Annotated in this window: 16 protein-coding genes; 11 read left to right on the plus strand and 5 right to left on the minus strand. The window is 66.7% G+C overall.

Translation table 11 applies throughout. From position 1 onward, the window contains the following. The first annotated feature begins 316 nt into the window (after positions 1–316). Both purM and purN read left to right on the plus strand, forming a co-directional pair. Positions 317–1,387: a phosphoribosylformylglycinamidine cyclo-ligase gene (gene purM / locus M673_RS12580; protein WP_061976377.1), complete on the plus strand. Its 1,071-nt coding sequence runs from the start codon at positions 317–319 to the stop codon at positions 1,385–1,387. After that, complete coding sequence (gene purN / locus M673_RS12585; RefSeq protein WP_274534659.1) at positions 1,384–2,061, plus strand: phosphoribosylglycinamide formyltransferase; 678 nt, start codon at positions 1,384–1,386, stop codon at positions 2,059–2,061. The genes purM and purN overlap by 4 nt, the downstream gene beginning before the upstream one ends. Positions 2,062–2,100: 39 nt before the next feature. Here purN and M673_RS12590 read toward each other — a convergent pair whose 3' ends face one another. Beyond that, the gene (locus M673_RS12590; protein ID WP_061976378.1) at positions 2,101–4,206 is read right to left on the minus strand and encodes a molybdopterin-containing oxidoreductase family protein; all 2,106 of its coding nucleotides are present in this window, start codon (positions 4,204–4,206) and stop codon (positions 2,101–2,103) included. A gap of 108 nt (positions 4,207–4,314) precedes the next feature. After that, positions 4,315–5,427: an alkene reductase gene (locus tag M673_RS12595; RefSeq protein ID WP_061976379.1), complete on the minus strand. Its 1,113-nt coding sequence runs from the start codon at positions 5,425–5,427 to the stop codon at positions 4,315–4,317. A gap of 131 nt (positions 5,428–5,558) precedes the next feature. Between M673_RS12595 and M673_RS12600 the strand changes: the two genes are divergently transcribed. The 3 genes from M673_RS12600 to M673_RS12610 all read left to right on the plus strand — a co-directional run bounded on the left by M673_RS12600 (position 5,559) and on the right by M673_RS12610 (position 7,535). Beyond that, positions 5,559–6,401: a 23S rRNA (adenine(2030)-N(6))-methyltransferase RlmJ gene (locus tag M673_RS12600; protein WP_061976380.1), complete on the plus strand. Its 843-nt coding sequence runs from the start codon at positions 5,559–5,561 to the stop codon at positions 6,399–6,401. Positions 6,402–6,471: 70 nt separating this feature from the next. Further along, positions 6,472–6,927 (plus strand): hypothetical protein, encoded by a 456-nt coding sequence (locus tag M673_RS12605; protein ID WP_244493167.1) that lies wholly within the window; start codon positions 6,472–6,474, stop codon positions 6,925–6,927. Between the two features lie 11 nt (positions 6,928–6,938). Further along, positions 6,939–7,535, plus strand: a complete 597-nt coding sequence (locus M673_RS12610; protein WP_061976381.1) for a glutathione S-transferase family protein — start codon at positions 6,939–6,941, stop codon at positions 7,533–7,535. Between the two features lie 70 nt (positions 7,536–7,605). On the opposite strand, the gene M673_RS12615 is transcribed toward M673_RS12610, so the two are convergent. Continuing rightward, a complete protein-coding gene (locus M673_RS12615; RefSeq protein WP_061976382.1) occupies positions 7,606–8,259 on the minus strand; it encodes an outer membrane protein in 654 nt (217 codons plus the stop codon). Positions 8,260–8,630: 371 nt separating this feature from the next. On the opposite strand from M673_RS12615, the gene uvrC reads away from it, so the two are divergent. The 4 genes from uvrC (at position 8,631) to M673_RS12635 (ending at position 12,288) form a co-directional block, all read left to right on the plus strand. Beyond that, a complete protein-coding gene (gene uvrC / locus M673_RS12620) occupies positions 8,631–10,691 on the plus strand; it encodes an excinuclease ABC subunit UvrC (protein ID WP_244493168.1) in 2,061 nt (686 codons plus the stop codon). A gap of 147 nt (positions 10,692–10,838) precedes the next feature. Next, positions 10,839–11,420: a CDP-diacylglycerol--glycerol-3-phosphate 3-phosphatidyltransferase gene (gene pgsA / locus M673_RS12625; protein WP_061976383.1), complete on the plus strand. Its 582-nt coding sequence runs from the start codon at positions 10,839–10,841 to the stop codon at positions 11,418–11,420. A 153-nt stretch (positions 11,421–11,573) separates the two neighbouring features. Next, positions 11,574–11,825, plus strand: coding sequence for a molybdopterin converting factor subunit 1 (gene moaD / locus M673_RS12630; RefSeq protein WP_061976384.1), 252 nt, complete (start codon positions 11,574–11,576; stop codon positions 11,823–11,825). Position 11,826: 1 nt separating this feature from the next. Next, positions 11,827–12,288: a molybdenum cofactor biosynthesis protein MoaE gene (locus tag M673_RS12635; protein WP_061976385.1), complete on the plus strand. Its 462-nt coding sequence runs from the start codon at positions 11,827–11,829 to the stop codon at positions 12,286–12,288. Positions 12,289–12,352: 64 nt separating this feature from the next. Here M673_RS12635 and ndk read toward each other — a convergent pair whose 3' ends face one another. Next, a complete protein-coding gene (ndk, locus tag M673_RS12640) occupies positions 12,353–12,775 on the minus strand; it encodes a nucleoside-diphosphate kinase (RefSeq protein ID WP_019995658.1) in 423 nt (140 codons plus the stop codon). Positions 12,776–12,849: 74 nt separating this feature from the next. Next, positions 12,850–13,545 (minus strand): glutathione S-transferase family protein, encoded by a 696-nt coding sequence (locus M673_RS12645; RefSeq protein ID WP_061976386.1) that lies wholly within the window; start codon positions 13,543–13,545, stop codon positions 12,850–12,852. A 25-nt stretch (positions 13,546–13,570) separates the two neighbouring features. Here M673_RS12645 and M673_RS12650 point away from each other — a divergent pair, with 25 nt between their 5' ends. Both M673_RS12650 and M673_RS12655 read left to right on the plus strand, forming a co-directional pair. Then, positions 13,571–14,077: a DinB family protein gene (locus tag M673_RS12650; RefSeq protein WP_061976387.1), complete on the plus strand. Its 507-nt coding sequence runs from the start codon at positions 13,571–13,573 to the stop codon at positions 14,075–14,077. Between the two features lie 42 nt (positions 14,078–14,119). Continuing rightward, on the plus strand, positions 14,120–16,021 hold the full coding sequence (locus M673_RS12655) for an ABC-F family ATP-binding cassette domain-containing protein (protein ID WP_061976388.1): 1,902 nt from the start codon (positions 14,120–14,122) through the stop codon (positions 16,019–16,021). The last annotated feature ends 13 nt before the right edge of the window (positions 16,022–16,034 follow it).

Genomic DNA, 16,034 nt, shown 5'->3' on the forward strand with positions numbered 1-16,034 from the left:
GGGGCTCCGAAGCGCGAACCGGCGCCGGTGGCGGCCGGCGCGGAACGGCCGGGACTTCGAGATAGGCAGCCGCTCGGTAGGGGGTCAAGCCCTCCGCCCGGTCCTGTGCAGATGGGGGAAAACCAGGGCGTGGCAACCACAAGGCCCGCCGAGCGCCCCGCTCGTTTACCTCGCCTTAACCCAGGCGCGCCGCCGCTTCGACGGATCGGGCGCCGAATGGCCTCTTTCGCGCGCAGAATTGCATTGCGGCCTTGCACGGAAAGTCTTGCCCGCGCGGTTCGATCATGCGAACTCGCCCCAAAGGGGAAAAGCTGCCATGACCGCCGAAACCACGAACGGTTTGACCTATGCCGAAGCCGGCGTCGACATCGACGCGGGCAACGAACTCGTTCAACGCATCAAGCCGCTGGTGCGCTCCACCCGCCGCCCCGGCGCGGACGGGGAGATCGGCGGGTTCGGCGGCTTGTTCGACCTGAAGGCGGCAGGTTTTAAAGATCCCGTCCTTGTCGCGGCCAATGACGGCGTCGGGACCAAGCTGAAGATCGCGATCGACACCGGCCGGCACGACACGATCGGGGTCGATCTCGTCGCCATGTGCGTCAACGACCTCGTCGTGCAGGGCGCCGAGCCGCTGTTCTTTCTCGACTATTTCGCGACCGGCAAGCTGGACCCCGCGCAGGGCGAGGCGATCGTAGCGGGCATCGCGGACGGTTGCCGGCAGGCCGGCTGCGCGCTGATCGGCGGTGAAACCGCCGAGATGCCCGGCCTCTACGCGGAGAAGGATTACGACCTGGCGGGTTTCGCCGTGGGCGCGGCCGAGCGCGGCCGTCTGCTGCCGAGCGCCGAACTGACGGCGGGCGACGTGATCCTCGGCCTTGCCTCTTCCGGCGTTCATTCCAACGGCTATTCGCTGGTGCGCCGCATCGTGGAGCAGGCGGGCGCCGTCTATGACGCCCCCGCCCCGTTCGACGCCACGCGCACGCTGGCCGAGGCGCTGCTGGAGCCGACCCGCATTTATGTGAAGCCGCTTCTGGCCGCGATCCACGCCGGTGACGGCGTCAAGGCACTGGCACACATCACCGGCGGCGGCTTCCCCGAGAACATTCCGCGCGTGCTGCCCGAGCATCTGCGGGCCGACATCGATCTTCAAGCCGTCGCCGTGCCGCCGGTCTTCGGTTGGCTGGCGCGCCAGGGCGGCGTCGCCGAGGCCGAGATGCTGCGCACCTTCAACTGCGGCGTCGGCATGATCGTCGTGGTTGCCGAGGCCGAAGCCGAGGCGGTCGCCGCCATTCTGCGGAACGAAGGCGAGAGCGTCTTCCCGCTCGGCCGCATTCTGCCGCGTGACGGCGAACTGGCTGTCACCTTCAACGGAACGCTCGCCCTGTGAGCGAGACCTTGCCCAAGAAGCGCGTCGCGGTCCTGATCTCGGGCCGCGGCTCCAACATGAACGCTCTGTTGCAGGCGACCGACTTCGCCGGCTTTCCCGGCGAGATCGTCGCCGTCCTGTCCAACAAGGCGGATGCGGGCGGCCTGCGGACGGCCGAGGCGCGCGGCATCGCCACCGTCGCCATCAGCCACAAGGGCTTCGGCTCGCGCGAGGCGCATGAAGAGGCGCTGATCGAAGCACTGGACGCGTTTCGACCGGATGTCGTCTGCCTCGCCGGCTACATGCGGCTGCTCACGCCCCGCTTCGTCGGCCATTACAGCGGGCGGATGATCAACATTCATCCCTCGCTCCTGCCGCTCTTTCCCGGCCTGCACACGCATGAACGGGCGCTGGAAGCGGGCATGCGCCTCCACGGCTGCACCGTGCATTTCGTGACCGAAGACATGGACGAAGGGCCGATCATCGCGCAGGCCGCGATCGCCATCGAGCCAGGCGACACCCCGGACAGCCTGTCCGCCCGCCTTCTTGCCGCCGAGCATCGGCTGTATCCGCACGCGCTCCGGCTGGTGCTGGACGGGCAGGTGCGGATGGAAGGCGGCCGCGCCGTCTTTGCGCATCGCGACGTGGCGTCGGACGCGACGCCGGGCTCGATCCTGGTTTCGCCCTTCGCCTGAACGGTTCGGCCGCCGGTGCGATCCGACGGCCGATGGTTCTCAGAGCGCCCGAACCCAGACGTGATTGTCGTGGAAAGCCGCGCCGCCGAAGGGCGCCGCCGGATCGGCCCCGGTCAGGACATTGATCCCCTCGCCGCGCTCGAAGGCGCCGTTCGGCCAAAGCCCTTCATGGATGAGAACGCCGGCTTTGGCCGCAGCGTCCACCTTCAACGGCAAAACGACCTCGCCACGCCGATTGCCGATTTCCACCCGCTGCCCGTCGATCAGCCCCAGCCGCTCGGCGTCCTCCGGATGCATCTTCAGCTCGGGCTTTCCTTCGCGCTTTCGCGAGCCGTCGGTCTCGGCAAAGGTCGAGTTCAGGAACTGGCGCGCGGGGGGCGTGGCGAGACGGAACGGATGGTCAGCATCGGCCTCCTCGATCAGTTCCGCGTGGTCGGGAAAGCTCGGCAGCTTCTCCACCGGCCCGAGCAGGCCCATGGATTCGGGCGGCCGATTGGGCGCCGAAAGGCCCGCCCAGTCGACACGGAAGCGAAAGCGCCGGTCCGGCGTCTTGAAGCCGCCGATGTAATGCGCCTCCTCGAAGCCGGGCTGCACGTCGAGCCAGCGTTCGGCCTCCAGCCGATCCAGCCCCTCGTAGCCGCTGCGAAGGAGGAGATCGTCGATCAGCTGGCGTTCGGTCAGCCCGAACCCCGGCCGGTCGGCGACGCCGAGCCGCTTGGCGAGTTCCTCCACCACGAAATGGTTGGTGCGCACCGTGTCCGAGGCGTCGATCAGCTTGGGGCCGAACAGGATGTGGCTCTGCCCGCCGCCACGATAGATGTCGTCGTATTCCATCGAGGTCGCGGCCGGCAGAACGAGATCGGCCAGCCGCGCCGTGTCGGTCATGAACTGCTCGTGGACCGCGACGAAGAGATCCTCGCGCAGCAGGCCGCGCACCACGTCGCGCTGCTCGGGCGCGACATTGGCCGGGTTCGTGTTCTGCACCAACATGGCCGTGACGGGCGGCCCGCCGGCCAGCGCCCCGGCATCACCCGTCAGCACCGCGCCGATGCGCGACTGATCGAGATGGCGGATCGAGGGGTCCTCGTCGCCGAGCCCTTCGATCAGCGCCTTATCGAAGCGCCAGAGCGCGCCGTTGTTGTGGAAGGCGCCGCCGCCTTCGACCTGCCAATGGCCATAGACGGTCGGCACCGAGAGCGCGGCATGCATGGCGACCGCGCCGTTGCGCTGGCGCGAGAAGCCGTAGCCGAGGCGGAAGAAAGTCCGCTTGGTGCGGCCAATCAGGGCGGCGAACCGTTCGATCTCGTCGACGGACAGGCCGGTGATGGCGCTCGCCCAGGCCGGCGTGCGGCTTTGTAGATGGGCCTCCAGCCCGACCGGATCGTCGCCATATTGCGCGAGATAGGCCCGGTCGGCCGTGCCGTCGCGAAAGGCGATGTGCATGAGCGCGCAGGCCAGCGCCCCGTCCGTGCCCGGCCGCAGCTTCAGCGCGATGTCGGCCTGTTTCATGGTCGGGTTGTCGTAGATGTCGATCACGACGATCGGGGCGCCGCGCTCCTTTCGGGCGCGGATCGCGTGGGTCATGACGTTGACCTGCGTCGCCACCGCATTGGTGCCCCAGATCACCAAGCAGTCGGATTTGGCCATCTCGCGCGGATCGACCCCAGCCAGATGCCCCGTCCCGGCGACGAAGCCGGTCCAGGCCAGATTGGTGCAGATCGTGTCGAACTCGCCGCTATAACGCTTGGCGTGGCGCAGCCGGTTGATCCCGTCGCGCTGCACGAGACCCATCGTCCCCGCATAATAGTAGGGCCAGACCGCTTCCGAGCCGTGTCGCGCCTCGGCTGCAAGGAACTTCTCGGCGACGAGGTCCAGCGCGTCGTCCCAGCCGATCTCGCGCCAGCCGCCCTCGCCCTTGGCGCCGACGCGCTGCAAAGGCTTCAGGAGCCGGTCGGGATGGTGGACGCGCTCGGCATAGCGGGCGACCTTGGCGCAGATCACGCCCGCCGTGTAGCTGTTGCCCTCGGCGCCGCGCACGCGGCCGATGCGGTTGGGAGCCAGGATCTCCACCTCGAGCGCGCAAGTCGAGGGGCAGTCGTGCGGGCAGGCGGTGAAGCCGATCTTGGGCGGGACGTGCTGGTTCATGGCGCGATCCTATCGCATGGGGCGTGAGGGACCCCAATTCAATTTGCGAATGCGAACCATGAAAATGAGGCCGCCCCTTTCGCGGGAGCGGCCTCTCCGAACCTGAGATCAGGCGGCGTGGGCGTAGCGCGCCACTTCCTCGGGTGTCAGCGAGGGGTAGTCGGTGTAACCGTGCTCGTCGCCGCCGTAGAACGTGTTCTGATCCCACTCGTTGAGCGGGGCGCCGATGCGCAGGCGCGCCACGAGGTCGGGATTGGAGATGAACAGCTTGCCGAAGCAGACGAGATCGATCTCGCCCGCGTCGAGACGCTGTTTGGCGAGGTCCACGTCGTATTCGTTGTTGCCCATATAGGTGCCCTGGAAACGCTGGCGCAGGGCGTGATAGTCGAACCCGTCCTTGCCCCGGTCGCCGCCGGTCTGCCCCTCGATTACGTGGAGATAGAGCAGGCCGCGCTTGTCGAGTTCCTCGACATAGGCGTTGAACAGCGTCTGCTGGTCGCTCTCGCTGGAACCGCCCATCACGGTGACCGGCGAAATGCGGATGCCGACATGTGCCTTGTCCCAGGCCGCGACCACCGCGTCCACGACTTCGAGAGGCAGGCGCATCCGGTTCTCGATCGTGCCGCCGTAGCGGTCCGTGCGCGTGTTGGTGCCGTCGCGCAGGAACTGGTCGAGCAAGTAGCCATTGGCGGAATGGACCTCGACGCCGTCGAAGCCGGCCGCGCGGGCGTTGCGCGTCGCCTTCACGTAGTCCTGAATCAGGCGGGGAAGCTCAGCTTCCTCCAGCGCGCGCGGCTCGACATGGTCCTTGAAGCCTTCTTCCGTGAAGGCCTTGCCGCTCGGCTTCACCGCCGAGGGCGCCACGGGCAGCGCGCCGCCCGGCTGCAGGTCAGGATGCGAAATACGGCCGACATGCCAGAGCTGAAGAACGATCTTGCCGCCCTCGGCGTGGACGGCGTCCGTCACCTTCTTCCAGGCCGTCACCTGCTCGTCGGAATAGATGCCGGGCGTCCAGGCATAGCCGCGCCCCTCAACCGAAATGTTCGTGGCCTCGGAAATGATGAGGCCGGCGCCCGCCCGCTGGCGGTAGTATTCGACATGCATCTCTTTCGGCACGCCATCCGGCGTGGCGCGCGATCGCGTCAGCGGTGCCATGACGGTTCGGTTCGAAAGATGCAGGGGCCCCAGATCGAACGATTCGAAGAGCTTGGTATGGGCCATGGAAAATCCTTTGCGATCGTTTCGCGCGAAGCCGCGCTATCGGCTATCAGAAGCGGATATGGGGGTTCGGGTTCCGCACTGCGGTATGCGACCTGTGAACGCTGCGTCTTCGAAACGGGAAAGAGAACGACGTGAACTACCGCCACGCCTTCCATGCCGGAAACTTCGCCGACGTGGTGAAACACGCCCTGTTCTGCCGGCTGATCAGCTATCTCCAACGCAAGGAGAAGCCGTTCCGCGTCATGGACACCCATGCCGGACGTGGCCTCTACGACCTCGATGCCGACGAGGCGCGGCGCACGGGCGAGGCTGTGGAAGGCATCGACCGGCTCGTGGCCTCCCCCGCCTGGGACGACCCGCTTCTGGCCGAGTATCGCGCGGCGGTGGAAGCGGCGCGGGCGCGCTTCGGCGCCGACACCTATCCCGGCTCGCCCCTGATCGCGCGCCATCTCCTGCGCCGGCAGGACCGGCTCAGCGCCTACGAGCTGCATCCCGTGGACGCCGGGGCGCTGGGCGAGCTCTTCGCTGGGGACAGCCACGTGAAGGCGATCGAGCTCGACGGCTGGCTGGCGCTCGGCGCTCATGTGCCCCCGAAGGAAAAGCGCGGGATCGTGCTGATCGACCCGCCCTTCGAGCGCACCGACGAGATCGAGACGATCGTGGAGCAGCTGGCGCGCGCGCATGCGCGCTGGCCGGGCGGCGTCTATGCCGTCTGGTATCCGATCAAGCGGCCGGCCCAGCACCGCCGCTTTCATGACCTGCTGCGCGAAAGCGGCATTCCCAATATCGTGGCGGCCGATTTTTGGCGCGAGCCGCACACGGCCGAGGAGCGGCTGGTCGGCACCGGTCTCGTGGTCGTGAACCCGCCCTATACGTTCGCGGCCGAGGCGGAGGCGATTTTTGCCTTGCTCCAACCCGTCCTCACCCTTTCGCCGGGTGCGGAATGTGGCATTCATGTGCTGGCCGAAGAATGATTCGGTGCAATATGATGGCGAACTGATGATTCCCGCGCGCCACCCCGCCCGCATCCGAGGAAGCCGCACCATGCGCCGACACCTTTCCGCCCTTGTCAGCCTCGCGGCCTGCGCCGCTGGCACCGCCCCCGCCTTCGCGGCCGACTACTATCAGGCGCCGCCCGAGCGGGCCGTGGTGGTGACCAACGCCCTCGTGCCGGCCTGCGAGAACCCGCGCGTGCTCGCGCAGGTCGAGGACCAGTTCGAATACGGCGCGCCGAACACCGTCCACGCCGCGCTCCAGGTCGTGGAATTTTCCGGCCTCTACGAGAAGGCCTATCAGCCGCGCGCCGGCACCAAGCTGATTGAGCGGCGCTATTGCCAGGGCACGGCGCTGATCTCGTCCGGTGAGCATCGCACGCTCTACTACGTCATCGAATATCCGATGGGCTATGCCGGGGTCGGCTGGCGCGCGGAAGGCTGCGTTCTCGGCCTCGATCCGTGGAAGGTCTACGGCGCGAACTGCGAATCGCTTCGCCGCTTCTGACGGGAACCGTCATGCGCCTGCTTTATTCCAAGCCTTCGCCCTATTCGTCGAAGGTGCGCATGTCCGCGCATCTTTGCGGCCTCGCGCTCGACTGCGTGCCGACCGACACCGGCGCGGAGGGCGACGATCTCCTTTCCACAAACCCGCTCGGCAAGATCCCCGCGCTGGAGCTGGACGACGGCTCGGTTCTCTACGACAGCCGGGTGATCTGCGAGTATTTCGACCGCGCTAGCGGCAATCTCCTGATCCCGCAGACGCTGGAAGGTTGGACGATCTGCAAGCGCATCGAGGCGCTGGCGGACGGGCTGACGGAAGCGGTGATGGCGACGCTCTATGAGGTGCGCTATCGCCCAGAGGAAAAGCGACATCAGCCCTGGGTCGACAAGCAGTGGCGCCGCGCCCATCGCGGGCTCGACGCGCTGGAAGCCGATGTCGCGAACCTGCCCGAGGCGCCGAGCCTGGCGCATTTCGCGGTCGCGAGCGATCTGGGTTGGATTCATCTGCGCTATCCCGGAGCCTTCGAAGAGAAGAACCCGGGCCTCGTGCGCTGGCTGGACGGCTTCTATGCCGCGAACCTGGCCTATGCCGACCTGAAGCCGGTGGCCTGAGAAAAAATCCACCCGCTCAAACACCAACGGCGCCCCGCGGCGCCGTTTTCGTCTTGTGCATCAGGTTCGTTCAGAATTTCAGCGCGAGACCGGCCCGTATCGAATGCTCGTCGAAGCCCGAGGAAACCGACACGTTGCCGAGATCGTAGGTTTTGTTTTCGAAATTCGAGTAGCGATACTCGACGCGCGAGGTGACGCCGTTTGCCACCTTGGCCTCGACGCCAGCGCCGACGGTGTAGCCGACATGGGTCTGGTCGTCGTTGGCGCCTCGCAGCGTCAGCTCCTTGTTGGACACGGCGACGCCGCCCGTCGCGAACAGGAGAATCGGATCGTAGTCGACGCCGACGCGGGCGCGCAACGAGCCGAAGGCCGTGGAATCGGCCGAGATGGGAACGCCGGTCGCGACATTGAACCCACCGGCATCCACGTCGGAAGCGCCGATATCACCTTCGAGACCATAGACGAAGCGCTCGGTCTGCAAGCTGTAGCCGGCATAGACGCCGCCCACGACGCCCTCGCCATTGAAGCTCGCGCCGCTGCTCTGGTCGAAATGGGCGAAGTTGTAGCCGACGAAGCCGCCGGCATAGGGACCGGACCAGGTATAGGCGGGAGCGGCCGGCGCGACGGGCGCGGCCGCCTCGGGCAGGACGGCATCGGCCGCATAGGCACCGGAGGCCAGCAGCGTCAGCGTTGCACCAAGGGCAAAGGTGCGGAACACCTTCATCGATCCCACTCCATTTCCGGCGGGCAGCCCGCCGATCCATCAGGTCTGGTCGGAACGTGCGTTTTCCCGCTCCGTTCCCGAACCTTGGGCTTGCCTCAAAACCTTCGCGAGAAGGTGATTGACAAAGCCCGTGTCCGCTCCATGCGATATAAGCGCGAAGCTTGGGCCTCGCCAATTGCAGCGGGGTGACACCCCCGGGTCAATCGCGCGCAGTCCACCGCCGCGAGTTCGCCATCATGCCCCTCCCATTGCGGCGTCGAAGAATCATATAAGGAACGACCTTGGCCAACGGCCGAACGCGGCGCCGGCGCGGCGCCGCCTTGCGACACAAAGGGCGCGGGCTGGCACCGCGCTTCGGCAGCGAAGACGACATGACCGACGAAGTGATTCCCGAGATCGACGACGAGGACGAGGATTTCGCAGGCGACGAGTTGGAGGCCGATGTCGCCGCCGAGCCGTCCGCCGCAGCGTCGCTGATCGCCGCGATCGAATGGGACGACGGCGGGCGCGACGTCGACCAGACTCTGGTCGGCGCCGAGCTGATCTCCGAATTTCAGAAGCGCCTGCCCAACAGCCCCGGCGTCTACCGCATGTTCGACGAGGCGAACGAAGTCCTCTATGTCGGCAAGGCGAAGTCGCTGAAGAAGCGCGTGGCGAGCTACACCCGCCTCGTCGGCCACACCAACCGCATCATGCGCATGATCCGCGCGACGCGGCACATGGAGTTCGTCACCACCCGCACCGAGACCGAGGCGCTGCTTCTCGAAGCCAACCTCATCAAGCGCCTGCGCCCGCGCTTCAACGTGTTGATGCGGGACGACAAGTCCTTTCCCTACATTCTCGTTTCGGACGATCACGAGGCGCCGGCGATCTTCAAGCATCGCGGCGCACGCTCGCGAAAGGGCAGCTATTTCGGCCCCTTCGCCTCGGGCGGTGCGGTCGGCCGGACGGTCGCCTCGCTGCAACGAGCCTTCCTGCTGCGCACCTGCACCGACTCTGTCTACGAGACACGCTCGCGCCCATGCCTCCTCTACCAGATCAAGCGTTGCGCGGGCCCCTGCACGCGTGAGATCCCGCTGGAGGACTACCAAGCGCTGGTGAACGAGGCGAAGGGCTTCCTCTCCGGCCGCTCCAGCCAGGTGAAGCAGGGCATCGCCAGCGCCATGCAGGAAGCGGCGGAAAATCTCGACTTCGAGCGCGCGGCCGTGTTCCGGGATCGTCTGTCGGCGCTGGCCCATATCCAGGGCCATCAGGGCATCAACCCGCATGGCGTCGAAGAGGCCGACGTCTTCGCCATCCACCAGGAAGGCGGACTGACCTGCATCCAGGTCTTCTTCTTCCGCACCGGACAGAACTGGGGCAACCGGGCCTATTTCCCCAAAGCCGATTCGACGCTTGAGCCCGGCGAGGTTCTGGGCGCCTTTCTCGGCCAGTTCTACGACGACAAGCCGCCCGCCTCGCTGGTGCTGCTGCCGGTCGAGGTGGAGGACGCGACGATCCTGGCCGAGGCGCTGGCAATCAAGGCCGGACGCCGGGTGCAGATCGCCGTTCCCCAGCGCGGCGAAAAGAAGGATCTGGTGGACCACGCCACCGCCAACGCCCGCGAGGCGCTGGGCCGGCGGCTGGCCGAGACCTCCTCGCAGGCGCGCCTCCTCGCCGGTCTCAAGGAGACCTTCGCGCTCGACCAAGTGCCGCGCCGCATCGAAGTGTTCGACAATTCGCACATCATGGGCACCAACGCCGTCGGCGCGATGATCGTCGCCGGGCCGCAGGGCTTTGCGAAAAGCCAGTATCGCAAGTTCAACATCAAGGGCACCGACATCACGCCGGGCGACGATTTCGGCATGATGCGCGAGGTCATGACGCGCCGATTCTCGCGCCTCATCAAAGAGCATGGCGAAGATGGACCCGCTCCCGCCCCCGCGCCGACCGAAGGCGTCGAGCCGGAGGACGCGGTGGAGGCGGCCGACATGCCGGCTTGGCCCGATCTCGTTCTGGTGGACGGTGGCAAGGGACAAATCTCGGCGGTGCGAAAAATCCTCACCGAGCTTGGTATCGCCGACAAGGTGACGACGATCGGCGTCGCCAAGGGCGTCGACCGCGACGCCGGGCGCGAGCGCTTCATCGTGGAAGGGCGCGAGTCCTTCTCGCTGCCGCCGCGCGATCCCGTGCTCTACTTCGTTCAGCGCCTGCGCGACGAGGCGCATCGCTTCGCCATCGGCACCCACCGGGCCAAGCGCAAGAAGGAGCTGACCGCCAACCCGCTGGACGAGATCGGCGGCATCGGCCCCTCTCGAAAGCGCGCCTTGCTGCATCATTTCGGAACGGCGAAGGCGGTGTCGCGCGCGGCCTTCGACGATCTCCTGAAGGTGGAAGGCATTTCGGCCGCCATGGCGAAGACGATCTACGACCATTTCCACGAGCGTCAGTAACCACGCTGGGCGGGGAAGCGCGCTTTCCCGGCGTCAAAAGCCGCCGGCGATGTTGACGCAGGCGCCCCGCCGCGTTTGAACAGGCAATCAGCCAGCCCCTGGCAGGCGCATTCGCCTTCTGCCGCCCATCCGAACCGGACCGAACCCATGGCCTCCAAGGCGCTGAACCTTCCCAACATCCTCACCTATGCGCGAATCGTCGCCGTTCCCTTGGTGGTTCTCTGCTTCTTCGTGGAAGGCCGGCTGCATGGTTCGGACGCGGCGCGCTGGTGGGCGCTCGGCCTCTTCGTCGTCGCCAGCGTGACCGACTGGCTGGACGGCTATCTCGCCCGCGCCTGGCAGCAAACCTCGACCATCGGCCGGATGCTCGACCCGATCGCGGACAAGCTTCTGGTCGCGGCGGCCCTGCTGGTGCTGGCGGCCGACGGCACGATCGCGGGATGGACGATCTGGGCGGCGATCGTCATCCTCTGCCGCGAGATCCTCGTGTCTGGCCTTCGCGAATATCTGGCCGAGCTGAAGGTTTCCGTGCCGGTTACGCGCCTCGCCAAGTGGAAGACGGCGACTCAGATGGTCGCGATCTCCTTCCTCCTGGCCGGCCCGGCCGGCGACGTGATCCTGCCCTTCGTGACGAAATCCGGCATCGTCCTCCTTTGGATCAGCGCCATCATCACGCTCTACACCGGCTACGATTACTTTCGCGCCGGCCTGCGCCATATCGACGTTTAGAGCGTTTTTCCAAGCAAGACTGGCAGGCTTCGCCGCTGGAGAATGCGGCACAATCGAAGACTGCGGGCATTTGCGGTGGATCGTAATCCACCGAAGACGCTCCAGAGTTTCGCGGCGCCTTCCCTTCGCGCCGCGCGCCAGAGGAGGACGGGCATGAAGATCGTTTATTTCGCCTGGATTCGCGAGCGCATCGGCCTCGACGAAGAGGAAGTCGCCCTTCCCGCCGGCATCATCACCGTCACCGACTTTCTCCACTGGCTGAAAGGCCGGGGCGAGAACTATGCTAGCGCGCTCCAGGCGCCCGAGACGGTGCGCGTCGCCCTCGACCAGGAACACACCGAGCATTCCGAGCCGCTGGGCAACTGCCGCGAGGTCGCCGTGTTTCCGCCGATGACGGGCGGCTGAGATGGAGGCCGCCCGCAATTCCGTCCGAGCCGAGCGGATCGATCTCGCAGCCGAGCTGGAGCGCTTCGCGCCGGGGGGCGATGCCGGCGCGGTGGTCACCTTCACCGGCTATTGCCGCGACGAGGGCGGCCGGCTCGCCGCGCTGGAGCTCGAACATTATCCCGGCATGGCCGAACGCGAGATCGGGCGCATCGCCGCCGAGGCGATGGACCGCTGGGAGCTGATCCGCATTCTCTGCATCCATCGCCACGGGATGATCCGGCCGGGCGAGGAGATCGTGCTCGTCGCCTGCGCCTCCATGCATCGCAGGGCGGCCTTCGAAGCGGCGAGCTTCGTCATGGACTTCATGAAGACCCGCGCCCCGTTCTGGAAACGCGAGCATCTCAAGGATGGCACGATCGGCGGCTGGGTCGAGGCCAAGGATACGGACGACGCGGCGAGCGACCGCTGGCACCGGCTCTGATTCCAAAAACAAAAACGCCGGCCCGAGGGCCGGCGTCGCAACAGTCAAATCGATCGGGCTGGGATCAGCCGACGATCTCGGTCTCGGAGAACCAGTAGGCGATCTCTTCCTTCGCCGTCTCGGCGGCGTCGGAGCCGTGCACCGAGTTCTCGCCGATCGACAGGGCGTGGACCTTGCGGATCGTGCCCTCGGCGGCCTGGGCCGGGTTGGTGGCGCCCATCAGCTCGCGGTTGCGCGAGATGGCGTTCTCGCCTTCCAGAACCTGCACGATCGTCGGGCCGGCCGACATGGACTCGACCAGCTCGCCGAAGAAGGGGCGCTCCTTGTGGACGGCGTAGAAGCCTTCCGCCTCGCGGCGGCTCATCCACACGCGCTTGGAAGCGACGACGCGAAGGCCACCCTCTTCCAGCATCTTGGTGATCGCGCCGGTCAGGTTGCGACGGGTCGCATCGGGCTTGATCATGGAAAAGGTGCGTTCGATCGCCATAGGCTCAGGTTCCCTGGGGGTTGTGGGTCGGCCGCTCTATAGCCGCGCCCCCGCGCCTCGGCAAGGACGCGCGCTCAACGCGCTGCCGGAACCCGGCGCGCCGCGCCGTCGTGCAGGTCGAGGCAGCGCTCCACCCAATCCGCGATCGGGTCGCCTTGCTCCAGCAGCTGGAAGGTCGAGACGATACGCACCCACTGGAACGGACTGAAGACGATATAGTCGGCGAAGCGCGGGCTCTGACCGCCCAGAAAGGGCTGGCGCTTCAGTGTCGCGCGCAGGGGCTCCAGCGAGCGACGGAAGGCAGCGAGCTTCTCTTCGGTTCGGCCGTCCTGAATGTCTTCCAGCTTGCGCCCGAAGGCGGCCTCGCGCTTGGCCCGGAAGAAGGTCTGGTTCGGCTGGTCCAAGATGGCGTGGATATCGAGAACCGCGACGGACACGACATAGGGATGGATCGTGCGCTGGGACCAGCTTTCCACGAAGCGCGTGACGCCCTCGCCCGCTTCGCCGCCGAGCAGCGCCGGCCGGTCCGCATGATGCACGTCGAGATAATGGGCGATGGCGAAACTGTCCTGCACCACGGCCTCACCGTCGCGCAGCACCGGCACCGTCCGGTCCACGCCGTTCTCGACGCTGGACACTTCGGTGAAGGAGACCGGCCGCATCTCGTAAGGGAGACCCTTGTGCGCCAGCGCCATGCGCGCCTTCCAGCAATGGGGCGAGAAGGGCCGAGCCGAATCGCGACCGACGAGTTCATAGAGTGCTAGGGTCATAGGCGCCTCCGAAAGAGATCACCCGATGTATCACGAACAACTCGTCACGTTTGCGGCCTATAATCGCTGGGCCAACCAACGGCTCTTCGAGGCGGCCGCCGCTTTGGGGCCGGAGCGGTTCGCGGCCGATCGCGGCGTGTTCTTCCACTCCATGCTGGGAACGCTGAACCATCTCCTCGCCACCGACCGCATCTGGATGCAGCGCTTCACCGGCGCGGGCGAGGCGCCGAGCCGGCTGGACACTGTCCTGTTCGAGACATTCGAGCCGCTGCGCGAAGCGCGAGCGGCGGAGGACGCGCGGATCGAGGCCTATATCGGCTCGCTCAGCGAGGCCGCCCTCGCCGGCACCTTCCGCTACACGCCGATCTCTAAGCCGGTGCCGGTGGAGGGCCGGCTCGGCCCCGCGCTGTTCCACCTCTTCAACCACCAGACCCATCATCGCGGGCAGGCCCATGCGATCCTGACCGGCTTCGGGCTTGCCGCTCCGGGGCTCGACCTCATCGCCTTTATCCGCGAAACCGGGCGCGACTGAGCGACCTTTCGCGCTGCGGCCAAACATGGCACAAGCGCGACCATGCTTCAGATCAACGACTTGTCCGCCCGCGTCGCGGGGCGCCTACTTATCGACCACGCCAGCCTGACGATCCCGAGCGGGACCAAGGCGGGCCTCGTCGGCCGCAACGGCGCGGGCAAGTCGACCCTGTTCCGCGTCATTACCGGCGACCTCGCCTCGGAAAGCGGCAATGTCTCGTTTCCGCGCGGCACGCGCCTCGGCCAGGTGGCGCAGGAAGCGCCGGGCACGCACGAGTCGCTGCTCGAAATCGTGCTGAAGGCCGACGAGGAGCGCGTCGCGCTTCTGGCCGAGGCCGAGACGGCGAAGGACCCCGACCGCATCGCCGACATCCATCTGCGGCTCGCCGACATCGAAAGCCATTCGGCGGAAGCGCGCGCGGCCTCGATCCTGTCCGGCCTCGGCTTCGACGCCGAAGCGCAGGCACGCCCGGTCGGCAGCTTCTCGGGCGGCTGGCGCATGCGCGTCGCGCTCGCGGCCGTTCTCTTCTCGCGGCCCGACCTACTGCTCTTGGACGAGCCGACCAACTATCTCGACCTCGAAGGCACGCTCTGGCTGGAGAATTTCGTCTCCCGCTATCCCTACACCGTGCTGATCATCAGCCACGACCGCGACGTTCTGAACAACGCCGTCAATGCGATCATCCATCTCGACCAGCGCAAGCTCGTCTTCTATCGCGGCGACTACGACAGTTTCGAGCGCCAGCGCGCCGAGAAGATGGAGCTGCTGCAGAAGTCGATCACCAAGCAGCAGGCCGAGCGCAAGCATATGGAAGCCTTCGTGGAGCGCTTCCGCGCCAAGGCCTCCAAGGCGCGCCAGGCGCAGTCCCGCCTCAAGGCGCTGGAGCGTATGAAGCCGCTCGCGGCGATCGTGGAAGAGCATGTCACGCCCTTCACCTTCCCCGCGCCGGAGAAGATCCTCGCCTCGCCCATCATCCGCATGGAAAACGTCGCGGTCGGCTACTCCGCCGAACGCTCGATCCTCAAGGGCCTGAACCTGCGCATCGACGCGGACGATCGGATCGCCCTGCTCGGCGCCAACGGCAACGGCAAGTCGACTTTCGCCAAGCTGATCGCCGACCGGCTCCGCGAGCAGAGCGGCTCGATCACCCGCGCGCCGGGGCTGAAGATCGCCATGTTCGCGCAGCACCAGATCGACGATCTCAGGCCCAACGAGACGGCGGTCCAGCATGTGCGCCGGCACATGCCGGACGCGACCGAGCCCAAGGTGCGTGCTCGCGTCGCGCAGATGGGCCTCGTCACCGAGAAGATGGACACGGTGGCCGACAATCTGTCTGGCGGCGAGAAGGCGCGCCTCCTGATGGGCCTCGCCACGCTCGATGCGCCGAACCTCCTGATCCTCGACGAGCCGACCAACCACCTAGACATCGAAGCGCGCGAGAGCCTCGTGCGGGCGCTCAACGACTATAGCGGCGCCGTGATCCTCATCAGCCACGACCGGCACATGGTGGAAGCCACGATGGACAGGCTCTGGATCGTCGGCGACGGCACGGTGTCGCGCTACGACGGCGATCTGGAGGACTACAAGAAGCTGATCCTCTCCGGCACGCGGGCGGGCGGCGGCAACCAGGGCGAGACGATCGCCGTGGTGGAGTCCCCCACCCTTTCCAAGGTGGATCAGCGCCGCGCGGCAGCCGAGCGGCGCGAGGCGCTGAAGCCCCTCAAGAAGAAAATCTCCGCGCTGGAAATCCAGATGACCCGGTTGCAGCAGACGTTGGCCGATCTCGACGGCAAGCTCGCCGACCCCGCGCTATACACCAAGGAGCCGGCCAAGGCGGCCGACCTCGCCAAGCAGAAGGCCAGTGTCGAGCGCACGCTGCAAAAGTGCGAAGGCGAGTGGCTGGAGTTCACCGAGGAGCATGACGCCGCGATGACGGCTGATTAAAAAAGTTAAGATC

It is taken from the genome of Aureimonas sp. AU20, assembly GCF_001442755.1.
Classification (GTDB): domain Bacteria; phylum Pseudomonadota; class Alphaproteobacteria; order Rhizobiales; family Rhizobiaceae; genus Aureimonas.